Annotated in this window: 11 protein-coding genes; 5 read left to right on the top strand and 6 right to left on the bottom strand. The window is 61.9% G+C overall.

The window, feature by feature from the left end; genetic code table 11:
• Positions 1–44 precede the first annotated feature (44 nt).
• On the top strand, positions 45–1,031 hold the full coding sequence (locus MPJ51_RS08475; protein ID WP_298384659.1) for a glyceraldehyde 3-phosphate dehydrogenase NAD-binding domain-containing protein: 987 nt from the start codon (positions 45–47) through the stop codon (positions 1,029–1,031).
• Positions 1,032–1,121: 90 nt separating this feature from the next.
• On the opposite strand, the gene MPJ51_RS08470 is transcribed toward MPJ51_RS08475, so the two are convergent.
• Together MPJ51_RS08470 and puuE are read right to left on the bottom strand one after the other, a co-directional pair.
• Entirely contained in the window at positions 1,122–1,610 is a 489-nt protein-coding gene (locus tag MPJ51_RS08470) for an ureidoglycolate lyase (RefSeq protein ID WP_298384646.1), read from the bottom strand.
• Entirely contained in the window at positions 1,607–3,025 is a 1,419-nt protein-coding gene (puuE, locus tag MPJ51_RS08465) for an allantoinase PuuE (protein WP_298384642.1), read from the bottom strand. Before puuE ends, MPJ51_RS08470 begins: the two co-directional genes overlap by 4 nt.
• A 167-nt stretch (positions 3,026–3,192) precedes the next feature.
• Here puuE and uraH point away from each other — a divergent pair, with 167 nt between their 5' ends.
• On the top strand, positions 3,193–3,549 hold the full coding sequence (gene uraH / locus MPJ51_RS08460; RefSeq protein WP_298384638.1) for a hydroxyisourate hydrolase: 357 nt from the start codon (positions 3,193–3,195) through the stop codon (positions 3,547–3,549).
• Positions 3,550–3,761: 212 nt separating this feature from the next.
• Here uraH and MPJ51_RS08455 read toward each other — a convergent pair whose 3' ends face one another.
• Positions 3,762–4,682, bottom strand: a complete 921-nt coding sequence (locus MPJ51_RS08455) for a LysR family transcriptional regulator (protein ID WP_298384635.1) — start codon at positions 4,680–4,682, stop codon at positions 3,762–3,764.
• 96 nt (positions 4,683–4,778) lie between these two features.
• Here MPJ51_RS08455 and MPJ51_RS08450 point away from each other — a divergent pair, with 96 nt between their 5' ends.
• The 3 genes from MPJ51_RS08450 (at position 4,779) to MPJ51_RS08440 (ending at position 12,054) form a co-directional block, all read left to right on the top strand.
• Entirely contained in the window at positions 4,779–6,002 is a 1,224-nt protein-coding gene (locus MPJ51_RS08450; RefSeq protein WP_298384632.1) for a urate hydroxylase PuuD, read from the top strand.
• Positions 6,003–6,157: 155 nt separating this feature from the next.
• A complete protein-coding gene (locus tag MPJ51_RS08445; protein ID WP_298384629.1) occupies positions 6,158–7,963 on the top strand; it encodes a BamA/TamA family outer membrane protein in 1,806 nt (601 codons plus the stop codon).
• Positions 7,960–12,054: a translocation/assembly module TamB domain-containing protein gene (locus MPJ51_RS08440; protein ID WP_298384626.1), complete on the top strand. Its 4,095-nt coding sequence runs from the start codon at positions 7,960–7,962 to the stop codon at positions 12,052–12,054. Before MPJ51_RS08445 ends, MPJ51_RS08440 begins: the two co-directional genes overlap by 4 nt.
• 572 nt (positions 12,055–12,626) lie before the next feature.
• Here MPJ51_RS08440 and MPJ51_RS08435 read toward each other — a convergent pair.
• The 3 genes from MPJ51_RS08435 to MPJ51_RS08425 all read right to left on the bottom strand — a co-directional run.
• Positions 12,627–13,490, bottom strand: a complete 864-nt coding sequence (locus MPJ51_RS08435) for a LytTR family DNA-binding domain-containing protein (RefSeq protein ID WP_298384622.1) — start codon at positions 13,488–13,490, stop codon at positions 12,627–12,629.
• Between the two features lie 301 nt (positions 13,491–13,791).
• Positions 13,792–16,575 carry a formate dehydrogenase subunit alpha gene (gene fdhF / locus MPJ51_RS08430; RefSeq protein ID WP_298384619.1) on the bottom strand — a complete coding sequence of 928 codons (2,784 nt, stop codon included), beginning with the start codon at positions 16,573–16,575 and terminating at the stop codon, positions 13,792–13,794.
• 13 nt (positions 16,576–16,588) lie between these two features.
• Positions 16,589–18,007: NADH-ubiquinone oxidoreductase-F iron-sulfur binding region domain-containing protein (locus MPJ51_RS08425; RefSeq protein ID WP_298384616.1), on the bottom strand; the 1,419-nt coding region annotated here is incomplete at its 5' end.

The following is an 18,007-nucleotide window of genomic DNA, read 5'->3' as shown; positions in this document are numbered from 1 at the left end:
GATCCGGGATTGAGGTCACGCGGACAGCCTGCCATAGCTTGCGCATGAGAATAGCGATCAACGGATTCGGCCGTATCGGCCGCACGATCCTGCGGCAGGTGCTGGCCATGCCGCAGGAGACCGACATTCAGGTGGTGCTGATCAATGACATCGCACCGCTTGAAACCTGCGCCTATCTGTTCAAATACGACAGCACCTTTGGTCCCTATCCGGGCGAGGTCGCTCAGGGCGACGCGGCATTGACGGTCGATGGACGCAGCTTTCCCATGACCCACAGCCCGGACCTGACCCGGGTGGACCTTTCGGGTGTTGATGTCCTGCTGGATTGCACCGGCATCGCGCGGACATCGGATGTGGCAAGCCAGGGGCTGACGGCGGGTGCGGGCAAAGTGCTGATCTCGGGGCCGTCGCCTGCTGCCGAGGTCACCATTGTTCTGGGTGCAAACGAGGATAAGCTGGGCAATGCCCGGATCGTATCAAACGCCTCCTGCACCACCAACGGGTTGGCGCCGCTGGTGGCGGTGCTGGACCAGATCGGCGGGATTGCCTCCGCCCATATGACCACGATCCACTGCTACACCAACAGCCAGCCGATGGTCGACGCCCCACGCGGCGATCTGGCCCGGTCCCGCGCCGGGGCACTGTCGATGGTGCCCACCACCTCCAGCGCCACACATCTGATCGACGAGATTCTTCCGCATCTGGCGGGGCGCATCTCGGGCGCGGCGGTACGGGTGCCCACGGCCAGCGTCTCGGCGGTGGACCTTGTCGTGTCTCTAGCCCGTGGTATGAGCCCGGAGGCGTTTCAGACCGAACTGCGCGGGGCCACCGACCAGTCGTCGGTTCTGGGCTGGACCGATCAGCCTCTTGTCTCGTCAGACCTGCGCACACGCCCGGAATCGCTGGTCATCGCAGGCCCGGAAACCCGCATGGTGGGCGACACACAAGTCCGCATCTTCGGCTGGTACGACAATGAATGGGGCTTTTCCGCACGCATGCTGGATGTCGCAAGGCTGATGGCGGGGCGCTGACGCAGCGGGCGGGCCTGCCCGCGCGCTGCCCGGCCCAACCGGTCAAAATGCATCTTTGATGCATGCAGACCGGGCGGGAGCCGCCCTGTTCTAAGACGCGCTCACCTCAAAAGGCGTGTCGAACCAGTATTCCTCCAGATTGGCCCTGTCGCCGATCCGATCCACCACCGCAAACAGCCCGGGCCCGTGCAATGGCGTCAAAACGCCGTGCCATGTGCCCCGGTGATAATTCACTGCCTGCCCCGGCGCGGTCATAAAGGCGCGCGGCTGGCCGGGCTGGCCGCCCTCATCCGGTGCGACGATGACCAGAAAGGGCTGGTGCGTCATCGGGATGAAAGCCTGACTGCCCTCTGGATGCCGTTCGACCATATCCAGCTGATAGGGCAGCGCCCGCGGATTGGCGTCGAACAGGCTGATCCCGGCGCGGCCATCGGCGAAATCCAACAGCGCGCGGTCGTGATATCGCCCGCATAGCCCCTGATTGATAATCTTGTCCGGCGCGCCTGATACATCCATCAAATCCCCAAACGGCGCGAATGCCTTGGCCGAGATCGGCTCAATCACGATCCGCCGGGTCATGAGGGCAACAGGTCCCGCAAGCGGAACTCGGCAATGCGCTCCACCTGCCGACAGGCTTCGGCAAATTCCACATCACGCTCCTGACCAATCCGGCGCTCAAAGGTCCGCAGGATCGAGGCCTTGTCATGGCCCCGCACCGCGATGATGAAAGGAAACCCGAATTTCTGCGTATATTGCGTATTCAGTTCAGTGAAAGCCGCCCGTTCAGCATCCGTCAACGCGTCCAACCCTGCCGAGGCCTGTTCGGATGTGCTTTCCTGCGTCAGCCGCTTGGCCTGCGCCAGCTTGCCCGCAAGGTCCGGGTGCGCGGTCAGCACGCCCAGCCGCTCCTCCTCTGACGCAGAGCGGAACATGCGCGTCAGGGCGTTATGCAACCCTCCGGCGGTGTCATGCGCCGGGCCCAGTTCCAGATCGAAAGCGCGCTCGGCAATCCACGCGGAATGTTCGAATACCCCTCCATAGGCCGCAACGAAGGCGTCTTTCTGCATCTCCGAAGGCCGCTCCCGCGCCGCGGGCGGGTGTGTGATCGCCCAATGCTCGGCAATTTGCAACCGCGTGGCAAACCAGACATCGGAAAAGCCACGGGCGTAATCCAGAAACCGTTTCAACGCCATCACCCGACCCGGACGTCCGATCAGGCGGCAGTGCAGACCGATGGACAGCATCTTGGGCGCGCCCGCCTCGCCTTCCGCATAAAGCGTATCGAAACTGTCCTTGAGATAGGAAAAGAACTGATCGCCCGAGTTGAAACCCTGCGGCGTGGCAAAGCGCATGTCGTTGCAATCCAGTGTATAGGGCACGATCAACTGATCCCGCCCCCCGATCCGCATCCAATAGGGCAGATCGTCATCATAAGTATCGGCTACATAGGCAAACCCGCCCTCTTCGGCCACCAGCCGCACGGTATTCTCGGAACATCGCCCGGTGTACCACCCACGCGGGCGATCACCAACCACCTCAGAATGCAGGCGAATGGCCTCGGCGATCTGGGCGCGCTCCTCGTCTTCAGGCATGTCCTTGTGTTCGACCCATTTCAGCCCATGACTGGCGATTTCCCACCCGGCTGATTTCATCGCCGCCACCTGATCGGGTGAGCGCGCCAAGGCTGTCGCCACGCCATAGACGGTGATCGGCAGGTCCTGCATCAACCGATGCAACCGCCAGAACCCGGCGCGCGCGCCGTATTCATAGATCGATTCCATGTTCCAATGGCGCTGACCGGGCCATTGCGCGGCCCCCACGATCTCGGACAAAAACGCCTCAGAGGCGGCATCCCCATGCAGAACGCAGTTCTCGCCGCCCTCTTCATAGTTCAGCACGATCTGCACGGCCAGCTTCGCCCCACCCGGCCACTTGGCGTCCGGCGAGTTGGCTCCGTATCCGATCATATCGCGGGGGTAACGAGGCGGCTGCATGGCGTCTTCCATTTCGTTTTGGCATTCCCGACAGGCTTAGCCCAGAACTGCGCCCGGGATTATCAAATCAATCCGAACGCTGTTTCCGGTTCTTTCGGCATTTCCACTGTTTTGAACTTTGCGCCAGACTGTGGCAAAGCAAAAGGCAAATGATTAAGGAGCATCCCTTGGCTGGTTACCTGACGACCCATGTTCTGGACACGGCCCGCGGCTGCCCTGCCGAAGGGTTGAAGATCGCGCTGTACCGGGTGTCCGGCAATTCCCATCGCAAACTGGTCGAGATGGAGACCAATTCCGATGGACGCACAAACAGCCCGATCCTGCCGCATGAGACATTCAAGACCGGCACCTTCGAGTTGATCTTCTTCGCCGGGGATTACCTGCGCGCAACTGGCCAGGACGGGGACGATCCGCTGTTTCTGGATCAAGTCCCGATCCGCTTCGGCATGTCCGACCCCGATGCGCATTACCACGTACCGCTGCTGCTGTCGCCCTACGGCTATTCCACCTATCGCGGCAGTTGATCCGCCCAACAAAGGCTCCCGCCCGTCGGACGCCCCCATTCGGGGTCGCCTCCCGTTGGGCCAGGCGCCGCGCCTTTCAGGCACGGCGCGGGCGTGCCCGGATTTCATCGTAACAGTCTGATTTAAAACGCAACCGCGCCGCAGCTTTGCTGCGGCGCCCGGCCCAACGCTGCACAGCGCCGGAACGGCGCACGCAGGGGCGGGAGCCTTTGTCAGGCCGCTTGCTCGGAGCTCCGGATGACCTTGGCAATATGCCCGATCATGAAATCCATGAACAGCCGCGCCTTTGGGTCCTGATGGCGGCGGTGAGTGTAAAGACAGGCCATCTGTACCGGCACCGGCGGCGTGTCCTCGGCCACCGCGACCAGCTTACCCGTCTTCAAGTGTTCGGCCACCTCGAACATCGGTTTCATCGCGATCCCCTGCCCGGACAGCGCCCAATCGGTCAGCACGTCCCCGTCGTCGCATTCAAACCGACCCGAGACCGGATAGCGTTTGGAGCCATCTGGTGTCTGTAGAACCCATTGGAACTCGGTCGCACCGGGAAAGCGCAGGTTCAGGCATTCATGCCCGCCCGAGATCAACTCGGCCCCCGTCCGGGGCATCCCGCGCCGATTCACATAATCCGGCGCGGCGCAGAGCACCCGCTGGCAATCGGCGATCTTGCGGATGCGCAGGGTGCTGTCCTCGGGCTGGCCGATGAAAAAGGCCAGATCCAGCCCCTCAGTTGTCAGATCGACAGACCGGTCGGTCAGACGCAGGCGCACATCAATCTCGGGGTATTGCGACAGAAATTCAGGCACATGCGGGGCCAGCAATCGGCGCCCGACCCCCAGCGGTGCAGCCACAAACAGAGACCCGCGCGGGGCTTCGGTCAGGTGCGTGACCTGCGCCTCGGCCTCATCCACCGCGTCCAGAACCGACACCGCGCCGGGATAGAAGGCCCGCCCCTGCTCGGTCGGGGACAGGTTGCGGGTGGTGCGCTGGAACAGGCGCACGCCCAGATGATCCTCTAGCTGCGATATCCGCGCCGAGGTCACCGCAGGCGAAATACGCAGGTCGCGCCCGGCGGCGGACATGCTGCCCAGATCATAGACCCGAACAAAGGTGCGGATATTGTCGAGATAGGACATCTTCTCGTTTTTTTTGATACAGTTTGACAATATACGGGAATACCGAAGAAAAGCCCTCTTGCCTAGTGTGACGGCAAGTAATCGGAGACCCCTTCAATGTACGACTTCGCCGTGTTCTGGGACTGGATCGGATTTGCCGTGCGCTGGCTGCATGTCATCACCGCAATGGCCTGGATCGGATCGTCTTTCTATTTCATCGCTCTGGACCTAGGCCTGAACCGGAACATCACCGGTCCCGCGGATGGTGAGGAATGGCAGGTCCATGGCGGCGGCTTCTATCACATCCAGAAATATCTGGTCGCGCCCGAACGGATGCCCGACCACCTGACCTGGTTCAAATGGGAGAGCTATTCGACCTGGCTGAGCGGTGCTGCGCTGTTGATGATCGTCTATTGGGTGGGCGGAGAGCTGTATCTGATCGACGCCCAGAAAGCCGATCTGGCGCTTTGGCAGGGCATTCTGATCTCGGCGGCTTCACTGACCATCGGCTGGCTGGTCTATGATTTCCTGTGCAAATCCGGGCTGGGTGAGCGTCCCACCCTGCTGATGGTTCTGCTGTTCGTGCTGCTGGTGGCGATGGGCTGGGGGTACAACCAGATCTTCACCGGGCGTGCGATGATGCTGCATCTGGGCGCGTTCACCGCCACGATCATGACGGCCAATGTGTTCTTCATCATCATGCCAAACCAGCGCATTGTCGTGGATGACCTGAAAAACGGCCGCACGCCGGACCCGAAATACGGCAAGATCGCCAAGCTGCGCTCCACTCATAACAACTATCTGACGCTGCCGGTCCTGTTCCTGATGCTGTCGAACCACTATCCGCTGGCCTTTGCGACTGAATACAACTGGATCATCGCCGCGTTGGTCTTCCTGATGGGCGTCACCATCCGGCACTATTTCAACACGCTCCACGCCCGCGCGGGCAATCCGACCTGGACCTGGCTGGTTACCGCGCTGCTGTTCATCGCCATCATATGGCTGTCCACCGCGCCGATGTACAAACCGGTGGAAGAGGCCGAGGTGCAGCCGCTTACACCCTATGAACAGAAATTCGCCGCCGCTGACGGGTTCGAACAGGCGCATGACATCGTGCTGGGCCGCTGTTCCATGTGCCACGCGCGCGAGCCGGTGTGGGAAGGCATCCTCTGGGCCCCCAAGGGCGTGCTGTTGGAGACCGAGGCCGATATCGCCCGCAACGCGCAGCAGATTTATCTGCAGGCCGGTCTGACCCACGCGATGCCCCCCGCCAATGTGACCTTCATGGAGCCCGAAGATCGCGCCGCGATCATCCGCTGGGTTCGCAACGCGGGGCTGTGACAGCGGAACCGGCCCGACATGTAGTCAAATCCGCACGGGTCACGGGATAAGCCCTTTCCCTCATCGCGCACAGATGATCTAAAGTGATGTCAACAGGCCGCTACGGGTGAATTGCGGCGATAACGATTTCGCTTTGGGGCAGTTGGAACCACATGATGTTACGGAGCAAGCCGACAGGTGTTCTGAGGTATTGGCTGTTCGGCACAATCGCAGCCCTTGCCCCGACCCTTGCCGCAGCGCTTGAGGTGTCGCTATCCGCCCCCGGCGCCCCGAAAGAGCTGGTCCAACGGCTGGAAGAGACATCTTCGGTCTACACCGCTGATCAGCGCGGCCTTGATACCTCGCTTGAAGTGCTGTCTGCCGCCCTGTCGGATTACCGCACCATCGTTCAGATCATGTATGACGAAGGGTATTTCAGCCCCGTCGTCAACATTCGTCTGGACGGACAGGAAGCCGCCGAGATCGACGCGCTCAGCGCCCCGGCGCAGTTCAAACAGGCGGTGATTGCGATCACGCCGGGGCCGACCTTCCGCTTTGGCACCGCCATCGTGCAGCCGCTGGCGCCCGACACGGAACTGCCCAAGGACTTCGCCACAGGCCAGTTGGCCACCACCGGCGCGATCCAGCAGGCCGCATCCGCCGGGGTGCAGGCCTGGAAGGATGCGGGCCACGCCAAGGCCGATCTGGAAAGCCAGCGTGTCATTGCCCGCCACGCGCAGGCCCGGCTGGATGCCGAGATCGACCTGGACCCCGGCCCGCGCCTGACCTTTGGCAAGATGATCATTCAGGGCGACACACGGGTCCGCCACCACTCGATCGAAAAGATCGCAGGCTTTCCCTCGGGCGAGGTCTATTCCCCGCAAGAGCTGCAAAAGGTGGGCACACGGCTGCGCCGCACCGGTACGTTCAGCATCGTCTCGCTGAAGGAGCGGGAAACACCGAACCCCGATGGCACGCTGGATTTCGACGCGACCTTCGAAGACCTGCCCCCCCGCCGCCTGACCTTCGGGGCCGAGATCGCCTCGAACGCCGGGATCGATCTGACGGCCAGCTGGACCCATCGCAACGTCTCGCGCCGGGCCGAGCGGCTGCGGTTCGAGGCGGCGTTGCGCAATATCGGCGGGTCCGAGGATCTGGATGGCCGCATCGGTCTGCGTCTGGATCAGCCCGACCGGCTGGGCCCGGATGACAGCACGTTCTGGAGCACATTGCTGGAGCGTCGCAATACCGAAAACTACAACGTGACCGTGGCGTCGTTTTCCTATGGTGCGCGGCGCACATTCTCGGACCGGCTGTATGCCGAAGCCTCTGCCGGGTTTCAGTGGTCGGACGCGGATGACGCCTATGGTACGGGGCGCAAGTTCCGGTATTTCATCCTGCCTTTCCGGTCGGAATGGGATGAGCGCGACAGCAAGGTCAGCGCCACGCGCGGGTTTTATCTGGATGCGCAGGTGACGCCTTTTGTCGGGCTGTCCGATACCGATAGCGGCATCAGGATGTTCTTCGACGGACGCGCCTATAACGATCTGGGCACGGCGGGACGGCTGGTGCTGGCGGGCCGGGTGCAGTTGGGATCGGTCATCGGGCCGCCTGCGGATGGCGTCACGCCGGATTTCCTGTTCTTCTCGGGCGGCGCGGGCACCGTGCGGGGCCAGCCGTTTGAAAGCCTGGGCATTCCAATCGGCACCGGCGTCGCGGGCGGGCGGTCTTTCCTCGGCCTGTCGGGCGAGATACGGGGCCGCGTAACCGAGGCGCTGTCGCTGGTGGGTTTTTATGATTACGGCGTCGTCGATACATCCTCGTTCATCGGCAGCGGGGCTGCCGAGCATGCAGGCGCCGGGATCGGGGTGCGCTATGATCTGGGCGGGTTCGGCCCGCTGCGATTCGATCTGGGCTTTCCGGTTCAGGGCACCACCGGCAGCGGGTTGCAATTCTATATCGGGATCGGACAGGCCTTTTGATACGTCGCGCTACATATCCCCTGCTGCTTGCCTCGGTGGCGATCACCTCCCCGGCGCCGCTGATGGCGCAGGACGAGGACGGCGGCAGCATGATCGAACGGTTCCTGCAGGACACCTTGTCGGGTGACGATCAGAACGTCCGCGTCATCGGACTGGAAGGCGCGCTGAGTTCCCGCGCCACGATTCAGGAAATCACCGTCGCCGATGATGAAGGCGTCTGGCTGACCATCAAGAATGCCGAACTGGACTGGAACCGTCTGGCGCTGCTGCGCGGGCGGTTCGCGGTCAACGCACTGACAGCCGGAGAGATCGACATCGCCCGCGCCCCGGGCACGACGACGACCACAGACGCACCGCCACCGTCGGCAGAAACGCAACCGTTCCAACTGCCGGAACTGCCGGTGTCCATCGAGATCGGAGAGCTGCGGGTTGATGATCTGTCCATAGGCGAACCGCTGATCGGAGTGGCCGCCCAGTTGCAGGTGAACGGCAATCTCAGCCTGGCCGACGGGGCGCTGGCCACGACGCTGGATATCGACCGGCTGGACCGCGCGGGTGACACGATTGACCTGACCGCCGGGTTCAACAATGAAAGCCGCCAGATCGATCTGGACCTGACCGTGGCCGAAGCCTCGGGCGGGTTGATCGCCACGGCCATGGGCATTCCCGACAGCCCGCCTATCGGGCTGACAGCCAAAGGCTCTGGCCCGGTGACCGATTTCACCGCCGATATCGGCCTCAGCAGTGATGAGCAGTTGCGCGTGACCGGACAGGTGCGCCTGCGCGCCGCGCCGACCGCGGCGGCCAGCGCCGAGGACGGCATCGCCTTTACCGCCGATCTGGGCGGCGATCTGACCCCGTTTCTGGCCGAGAATATGGACACGTTCTTTGGCACCGACACCAAGCTGGTTGTCGATGGGCGGACCCATTCCGATGGCGGCCTCGATATCTCGAACATCGAAATCACCGCCGAGGCGCTGAAGCTGGAAAGCCAGCTCAGCCTTGCTGCGGGGGGCAAGCTGCAATTGCTGGCCCTGCAAGGCCGCATCACCCCGCCCGAGGGCGACCGGGTGGTATTGCCGGTCAGCGGTGGCGAAACCTCGATCGGGGATGCGCAGATTTCGGCGCTGTTTGACGCCCGGAACGGCAATCTGTGGGACCTGAGCCTGACCGCCAATGACGTGATGGCCGCGCAGCTGGATCTGGGGCACGCCCGGATCATCGGGCAAGGCGCGCTGGATCAAAGCAACGGGCTGAGCCTGAACGGTGATCTGCAGGCCGCGCTGGATGGCATCGACATGTCCGACCCGGCGCTGAACGCCGCCGTGGGGGACCGTATCACGCTGGACGGGCAGTTCGATTATGGCGCCGATCAGACGTTGAAACTTTCGGGGTTTGAAATGTCGGGCAGCGACTATGCCCTGACCGCCGATGCGGTGATCAGCGGGCTGGCGACCGGGTTGCAGGTGGATGGGTCGGCGGCGCTGGACGCCTCGGACCTTGGCCGGTTCTCAGAGCTGGCGCAGCTGGATCTGGGCGGTAAGGCAACGATCAGTGTCGAGGGCAGCGGTTCCCCGCTGGAAGGCAGCTTTGACGGTGCGGTCACGGTCAATGGCAGCAACCTGTCAACCGGCCGCGATGAGATCGACCCGGTGATCGACGGAGAGACCGAGATCACGCTGGATGCCAAGCGCGACGGCGACGGGATCACGATCCGGGGGTTCAACATCACCTCCGAAGAACTGACCGCCCATGCCAGCGGCGATGTCACGACCCCGGATGGCAATCTGACGCTGGACGGGCAGGTCAGTCTTGATGCCAGCGATCTGTCGATCTTCTCGGGCCTCGCCCAACAGGACCTGAGCGGTGCCGTGAAGGCCAGCCTGATCGGCAAAGGCTCGGCGCAATCGCTGGAATTCGATGGCATCGCCAATGTAACGGCAGATAATGTTCAGACCGGGTTGGCACAGTTCGACCCGCTGCTGGCGGGCCAGGTGACCATCGACCTCGACGGCGCGCGCGCGGGTGATCAGATCACCATCCGCCATGCGGCAATCAATGGTCAGGCCATAACCGCGCAAGTCGCGGCCACCATCGACGACCCCACCGGTGACCTGAGCGTGGACGGGCAAGCACAGATGAACGCCCCCGACCTGTCGCTGTTTTCCGGGCTGGCCGGGCGCGATCTGGCCGGGTCGCTGCGGGCGGATGTGACCGGCAAAGGGTCACAAGGCAGCAAGCTGTTCAACATTCAGGGCAATGTCTGGGCCGACGATATCGCCACCGGAATCGACGCGGTGGACGCGCTGACCCAAGGCCGCACCACCCTGTCCGTCGATGCCGAAAACGACGATCAGGGCCTGAACATCCGCACCTTCCAGCTAAGCGGCACCGCGCTGAACGCCTCGGCCTTGGGCCGGTTGAGCGAGAGTGCCGGTGGATTGGACATCTCGGCCATGCTGGATGATCTGGGGCGGCTCTCGCCGACCCTGTCCGGCCCGCTGAAACTGGACGGAACCGTTGCGCCCACCGGGTCGGGGCTGCAGGGCACCGCGCGGCTGCAGGGCCCGGACAGCTCTTACGCCGATCTCAGCGGATCGGTGGAAACCGATGGCGCAGCGGACCTGAAGTTTGAGACCCGGTTCAACCGGATCGAACGGTTTGTGCCCGAATTCCCGGGCTCCATTGCCGCCAATGGCACGGCCAAGCGGGACGGCGGCATCTGGACCATCGACGCCAAAGCCGAAGGCCCGGCCCAGATCAACAGCACCGTCGCCGGTACATTCGACGAGACCAGCGGCTCTGCCGATCTGAAAATGCGGGGCGGCCTGAATATCGGGATCGCCAACGGGTTCATCTCGCCCAACACAATCGAGGGCAACGCCACATTCGATCTGGCCCTGAAAGGTCCCCCGTCGCTGGGTGCGCTGAGCGGTACGATTTCAACCTCGGGCACCTCTCTGGCCATTCCCGATGCGGGGCAGACGATCACCGGTATCGGCGGTCAGGTCACCCTTGCGCAAAGCCGCGCGACAATTTCACTGCAAGGCGGCCTGCGGGCCGGTGGCGGATTCACGGTCAGCGGGCCGGTCGATCTGACACCGCCCTATAACGCACAGATCACCACCGCGCTGAACAACCTCGTCCTGACCGATGAGCTGCTGTATGAAACCACGCTGAACGGCCAGATCGTTCTGAGCGGCGCCTTGGTGGGCAACAGCGCGCTGGCCGGGCAGATCAATTTCGGTGAAACGAATATCAACCTCGCCGCTGCCGGGGGCGCGGTCGGGGCGGCGCCCATCCCCGTGATCGAACATCTGAACGAAAGCGCGGCGGGTTTCCTGACCCGCGAACGCGCCAATCTGGTGCAGACCGAAGAGGGTGGCAAAAGCGATTCCCGCATGTCGCTGGATATCGGGCTGCTGGCCCCCAAGGCGGTCTTTGTGCGCGGGCGAGGCGTCAACGCGGAACTGGGCGGGCGCATTCAGATCGGCGGCACCACAACCTCGATCGTGCCGTCGGGCCAGATCGAGCTTATTCGCGGCAATCTCGACATTCTTGGCCGCCGCCTGGCGCTGACCAAAGGCGTCGTCACCCTGCAGGGCGATCTGACGCCCTATATCGAATTCGAATCCTCCAGCAGCACCTCGGACGGGACCGCAACCATCGAAATCGCCGGGCCGCTGGACGCACCCGAGGTCGATGTCTTCTCCGAACCCGAACGCCCCACCGAAGAGGCGCTGGCCATGCTGCTGTTCGGCAATCGGTTCTCGGAACTGTCCCCCTTTGTCATCGCCCAGATGGCGGCCTCATTGGCGCAGCTGAGCGGCGCAGGCGGCGATTCCACCAAAGGCGTGCGAGAGGCCACCGGGCTGGACACCATCGATCTGGGCAGCACCGCAGGTGGCGGCGGCAGCCTGGGCGCAGGCGCGTATCTGAGCGACAACCTTTACACCGACTTCACCGTCAACACCGAAGGCGATACCGAGGTGAACCTGAACCTGGATGTCACCGACAATTTCACCGTCCGCGGCACCGTGGACGGTCGCGGGGAAACCGGGTTGGGTGTGTTCTTCGAACGCGACTACTGAAGAATTCGGATAAGGCCCCGTGGTGCGCCCACGACCTGACCGCGCCTTTTGGGAATCCAGAGGGCAGGTGATCTGATCCTCCGCCAGCCCGTGGCAAAATCTTGGTCGATCCGTGGAAAGTGACCAAAGGTGCCGCAACGTAAAGTAGCTTTGCGCACCCAAACCCATTGCATTGAAATCTCATTTATTACAAACAGTTACCCATCACACACAACATGATTCACGGGTTTCCCGTTCGTGCAACACGAATGGAATCTCCCGTTCGTGACCTTTTTCCAGCGGTTCGTACCAACCGCATTGTGACCCCACGTCAAAACCTGCAAACAGGGCTCAGCACACAGACAGTTCTGGTGCCGTAACGAGTAGTTTGACGAGTAAAGTGAACAGTAACGAGTTTTGTGAGTAACCCAGTTTTCCAAGTGAGTGGTGTATCTACCGGAGAAATACTGAACATATTGTAACGCGTGTTTTTAGTACGAAACCTTTGTTCTCATCTCTCCGCGGGGCATTGCGTCAATGGCGCAAACCCCGTGGAGAGGAGAACCCCACGCCCTTAAAGGCGAGGGATCAGATCAGGCGGCGGCAGCAAGCTGTGTCAGCCAGGAACGCACATCGCATTGACGGCTGCGGGCAACCGCAATCTTCGTGCCGCAAGTCAGAACCACATTGCCCGGCTCGTTCAGGCTGCTGGCGATATCCACCCCTTTGCTGGACACCCAGAAAGAGCGATGAACCTGAAACCCGTAATCCTTGGGCAATTGCGTCAGAATGCCTTTGAAGGTGGATCGCACCAGCACATCCTTCTCGCCCACACGGATGGTCACGTAGTGCTGGCTGGCCTTGATGTACTGGATATCCTTGATCAGGAAAGTCTTGCCATTAACCGTCACAATCCCGCTGGGGGCACTGCTGTCCGGCTCAGGGTCCGCATCGGTCGAAACATCCCGCGCGCGCGCCAGAAAAGGCGGCAGGACCCACAGCATGACGATCAGTTCGATCCCAAGGATCAGCAAGTATTGGGGCAGGAACAGAGGCATGTAGACAAAAGTGTAGGAAAACACCTTGTTGAACACCTCGGTCGCGCCAAACTCCGCGAAACGGGTCGCGCCAAAGGCCGCAATCAGGCACAGCACCGGCGAATAGAACTTTCTAAAGTTCAGATAGCAGCTGGTGGCGCCCATGAAGAACAACATGCAGAAGGCCAGCGCCAGATAGCCGACAAGGCAGAACACCCAGTAGACCGCGCGGCCAAGCCCATCCAACGGCATCGCAAACAGCGATGGCGTCGCCCCGATCAGCAGCATCATCAGTGGCGCCAGAAACAGAAAGAAGTTACGCGAAGCAAAGAAGGAAAAAGCTTCGTGCAGCTTCAGCGTGACCGAGACACGCGGCAACATCACAAGCGTAAACTCCGCCTGCAACATCTGTTGTTTCACGTCTTCAAGCCTCATCCGTACCTTTAGCTTTCTGCTCTGCGATGCCCCTCCCGGACACGCCGTTGATTGCCATTTGGGAACTAAACCTGGGCTTTGTCAGGTCCAATTTGTGACCGGTGATGTTACCCGCTGTGAATTGCAAGTAAAACGGGTTCTCTTGCGTCAACTCCGGTTTTTTTGACCTCGCGCGGCACGCAAACCGCAGCATGAAAACCCCCGATGGGATCGACCGGATTGGCGGATAGAAAAAGGGGGCGATCCTGATGCGAATCGCCCCCTTTCGACCGTGTGAGTGGTGGTCTTATTCCGCCGCGATGGCGTCTTCGATCTTTTCGACCCGGATCGCCGAGAATTTGAATTCGGGGATCTTGCCATAGGGGTCGATGGCCGAGTTGGTCAGGATGTTCGCCGCCGCCTCGACATAGGCGAACGGGATGAACACCATATCCTCGGCAATGGCCCGGTCGGCGCGCGCCATGATCTCGATCGAGCCACGGCGGGTGGTCAGGCGGATCATCTCGCCCGGTTCGATCCCCATCAGCTTCAGCGTGCGTGGGTTCAGCGAGCAGTTTGCCTCGGGTTCCACCGCATCCAGAACGTTGGACCGGCGAGTCATCGAACCCGTATGCCAATGCTCCAGCTGACGGCCCGTGGTGGCGATCATCGGGTATTCGTCATCCGGGGCCTCATCCGGCGGGATGACGCTGGCCGGGGTGAATTTGGCTTTGCCCTCGGCACGCGGGAAACCATCGCCGAACACAATCGCCTGCCCCGGGTCGGTTTCGGACAGCGAGGGGTAGGTGATGGTTTCGGTCTTCAGGCGATCCCAGGTGATGTTGTCGAGCGAGGCCATGGTCAGCTTCATCTCGTTAAAGACCTGAGACACATCGGTGTAATCCCAGTTCAACCCGATCCGCTGCGCCAGTTCGACAGTGATCTTCCAATCCTCGCGCGCCTCACCCGGAGGGGTCACGGCAGGACGCACGCGCTGCACCTGACGGTTGGTGTTCGACACGGTGCCGTTCTTCTCATACAGCGCCGAGGCGGGCAGGATGATGTCGGCATAGTTGGCTGTCTCGGTCAGGAAGATATCCTGCACGATCATCAGGTCCAGCTTGGCCAGCGCATCGCGGGCGTGGCCGACATCCGGGTCGGACATGGCCGGGTTTTCACCCATGATATACATGCCCTTGATCTTGCCCGCATAAGCCTGATCGATGATCTCGGTCACGGTCAGACCTTTCTCGTTCGAGAAGTCGTCCGAATCCCAGACGTTGTTGAACTTGGCCCGGATACCGTCATCTGTAACCGACTGATAATCCGGCAGGAACATCGGGATCAGACCCGCGTCCGAGGCCCCCTGCACGTTGTTCTGACCCCGCAGCGGGTGCAGACCCGCGCCGGGTTTGCCGACATTGCCGGTCATCAGCGCGAGGCTGATCAGGCAGCGCGAGTTATCGGTGCCGTGGATGTGCTGGCTGACGCCCATGCCCCAGAAGATCAGACCGGCCTTGGCCTGCGCAAAGGTGCGGGCGACGCGGCGCAGCTGATCCGGTTCAATGCCGCAGATCGGCGACATCGCCTCGGGCGTGAACTGGCGCAGATGCTCTTTCTCGGCCTCCCAGTTCTCGGTCCAGCGGTGGATGTACTGGCTGTCATAGAGCTCCTCTTCGACAATCACATTCATGATCGCGTTGAGCATCGAGACATCGGCACCCGGACGGAATTGCAGCATTTCGTCAGCAAACTTGCGCATGCCAACGCCGCGCGGGTCCATCACGATCAGCTTGCCGCCGCGTTTGGCGAACTGCTTGAAGTAGGTCGCCGCAACAGGGTGGTTCTCGATCGGGTTCGAGCCGATGATGATCGCCACATCCGCGTTTTCGATCTCATTAAAGGTCGCGGTCACAGCGCCGGAACCCACGTTCTCGATCAGAGCAGCAACGGACGACGCGTGGCATAGACGGGTGCAGTGGTCGACATTGTTGTGCTTGAAGCCCTGCCGGATCATTTTCTGGAACAGATAGGCTTCTTCGTTGGTGCATTTGGCCGAGCCGAAACCGGCAACGCTGCGCGGGTCTTCGTCGCGCAGGTTCATGAGACCCTTGGCCGCCAGATCCATCGCCTCTTCCCACGTCGCTTCGCGGAAATGGGTCGACAGGTTGCCGGGATCGACGTTCAGGCCCTTGGCCGGAGCATCTTCACGCCGGATCAGCGGCTTGGTCAGGCGGTGGGGGTGGTGGATATAGTCGAACCCGAACCGGCCCTTGACGCACAGACGGCCTTCGTTTGCAGGGCCGTTGATGCCCTCGACATATTTGACCTTGCCGTCCTTGACCTTCAACGAGACCTTGCAGCCCACACCGCAGAACGGGCAGACGCTTTCGGTCTCAGAGTCATAGTCCTTGCTGTCACCTTTCTGCTGATCATCCAGCACGGTGGCAGGCATCAGGGCACCGGTCGGGCAGGCCTGAACGCATTCACCACAGGCGACACAGGTGGAATCGCCCATCGGGTCCTGCTGGTCAAACACGACCTGCGCGGTGTGTCCACGACCGGCCATGCCGATCACGTCATTCACCTGTACTTCACGGCAGGCACGGACGCAGAGGTTGCAGTTGATGCAGGCATCCAGATTGACCCGCATCGCAACATGGCTGTCATCCAGCAGCGGGATTTTCTCGGCCTCTTTCGCAGGGAAGCGGCTGTCGCTGACATCGTTCAGCTTGGCCATGTCCCAGAAATGGCTGGAGGTATCATGTGCCTCTTCAGGCTGATCCGCGACCAGCAGTTCCATGACCATGGCGCGCGATTTCTCGGCGCGGTCGCTGTCGGTTTTCACGACCATACCGTCCGCCGCAGGGCGGATGCATGAGGCGACCAGCGTGCGCTCGCCCTCCACCTCGACCATACAGGCGCGGCAGTTGCCGTCGGGGCGATAGCCCGGCTGCGGCTTGTGGCACAGGTGCGGGATGGTGAACCCCTGCCCCTTGGCGGCTTCCCAGATGGTCCAGCCTTCGGGCACGGTGACGTCTTCGCCGTTCAGGTTGAAGGTGACGGTCTTGTTTGGGCTTGCATCAAGCATGGCTCTGTCTCCCTCAGATTTCGTCAGCGAAATGTTTCATGACCAGGCGGATCGGGTTCGGGGCCGCCTGCCCCAGACCGCAGATGGACGCATCGCCCATGACCTGACACAGGTCTTCCAGCAGGTCCTGATCCCACGTGTCGGCCTGCATCAGCTTCACCGCCTTTTCGCAGCCCGCCCGGCAGGGCGTACACTGGCCGCAGCTTTCATCCTCGAAAAACCGCAACATGTTCAGCGCCGCGTCGCGGGCGGTGTCCTGATCGGACAGAACCACCACGGCGGCAGAGCCGATGAAAGTGCCATGCGGTTGCAGCGTGTCGAAATCCAGCGGGATATCGTCCATCGACGCGGGCAGCAGACCCGAGGACGGACCGCCCGGCTGATAGGCCTTGAAGGTTTGCCCTTCGGCCATGCCCCCAGCGGCCTCGATCACGTCCAGTATGGTCGAACCGGCGGGCAGCAGGTAAACACCCGGCTTCGCCACCCGGCCCGAGACCGAATAGCTGCGCAGGCCCTTGCGGCCATTCTTTTCAACCGAGTTCAGAATTTCCGGCCCTTCACGGCAAATCTTCGAGACCCAGTACAGCGTCTCGACATTGTGCACCAAAGTCGGACGGTTAAAGACCCCAACCTGCGCCACGAACGGGGGACGGTGACGCGGCAGGCCTTTTTTGCCTTCGATTGACTCGATCATCGCGGATTCTTCACCGCAGATATAAGCACCGGCACCCCGGCGCAGGTCGATATAGCCCTTGGCGACGATCCCGGCGTCTTCCAAAGCCGCAATCTCACGACGAAGAATTTCCAGAACCGCCGGATATTCGTCGCGCATATAGATAAAGCAGGTCTCGGCCTCGACCGCCCAAGCGGCGATCAGCATGCCTTCAAGGAAGACGTGCGGCGTGCGTTCCAGATAGTAACGGTCCTTGAACGTGCCGGGCTCGCCTTCATCCCCGTTCACGGCCAGATAGCGGGTGCCTTCGTTCATGCGAACAAAGCCCCATTTCTTGCCGGACGGGAAACCAGCGCCACCCAGACCACGCAGGCCCGAGGACAGGATATCTTCCTGCACCTTCTCCCAATCGCCGCTGTCGCGCAGTTCGGCCAGTTTGGCATAACCGCCATTGGCCTGATAGGTCGCGAAGGCCTCGTAATCGGGCAGATGGGCGTGAGTGTCATCGGCAGCAATTGCGGCCTGCACCTTTTCGGGGGTCGCATGGTCGATATGGTTGTGCCCGATCTCAAGCACCGGCGCCGTGTCGCAACGGCCCATGCAGGGCGCGCGCAGCACGCGCACTTGCGAGGCATCCAGCCCGTCCTCAAGCGCCTTTTGCAACTGCTGGGCACCGGCCATTTCACAGGACAGGGAATCACAAACCCGGATGGTCAGCGCGGGCGGAGGGGTGTCGTCCTCTTTCACCACATCGAAATG

Source organism: Ruegeria sp. (genome assembly GCF_028066395.1).
Lineage (GTDB): Bacteria > Pseudomonadota > Alphaproteobacteria > Rhodobacterales > Rhodobacteraceae > Ruegeria.
This window is presented reverse-complemented; position numbering and strand designations above follow the sequence as displayed.

Excerpts from the sequence above, each read along its gene's own strand:
- MPJ51_RS08475 (WP_298384659.1), top strand. The coding sequence starts at position 45 with ATGAGAATAGCGATCAACGGATTCGGCCGTATCGGCCGCACGATCCTG.
- MPJ51_RS08470 (WP_298384646.1), bottom strand. The coding sequence starts at position 1,610 with ATGACCCGGCGGATCGTGATTGAGCCGATCTCGGCCAAGGCATTCGCG.
- puuE (WP_298384642.1), bottom strand. The coding sequence starts at position 3,025 with ATGCAGCCGCCTCGTTACCCCCGCGATATGATCGGATACGGAGCCAAC.
- MPJ51_RS08455 (WP_298384635.1), bottom strand. The coding sequence starts at position 4,682 with ATGTCCTATCTCGACAATATCCGCACCTTTGTTCGGGTCTATGATCTG.
- MPJ51_RS08450 (WP_298384632.1), top strand. The coding sequence starts at position 4,779 with ATGTACGACTTCGCCGTGTTCTGGGACTGGATCGGATTTGCCGTGCGC.
- MPJ51_RS08445 (WP_298384629.1), top strand. The coding sequence starts at position 6,158 with ATGTTACGGAGCAAGCCGACAGGTGTTCTGAGGTATTGGCTGTTCGGC.
- fdhF (WP_298384619.1), bottom strand. The coding sequence starts at position 16,575 with ATGCTTGATGCAAGCCCAAACAAGACCGTCACCTTCAACCTGAACGGC.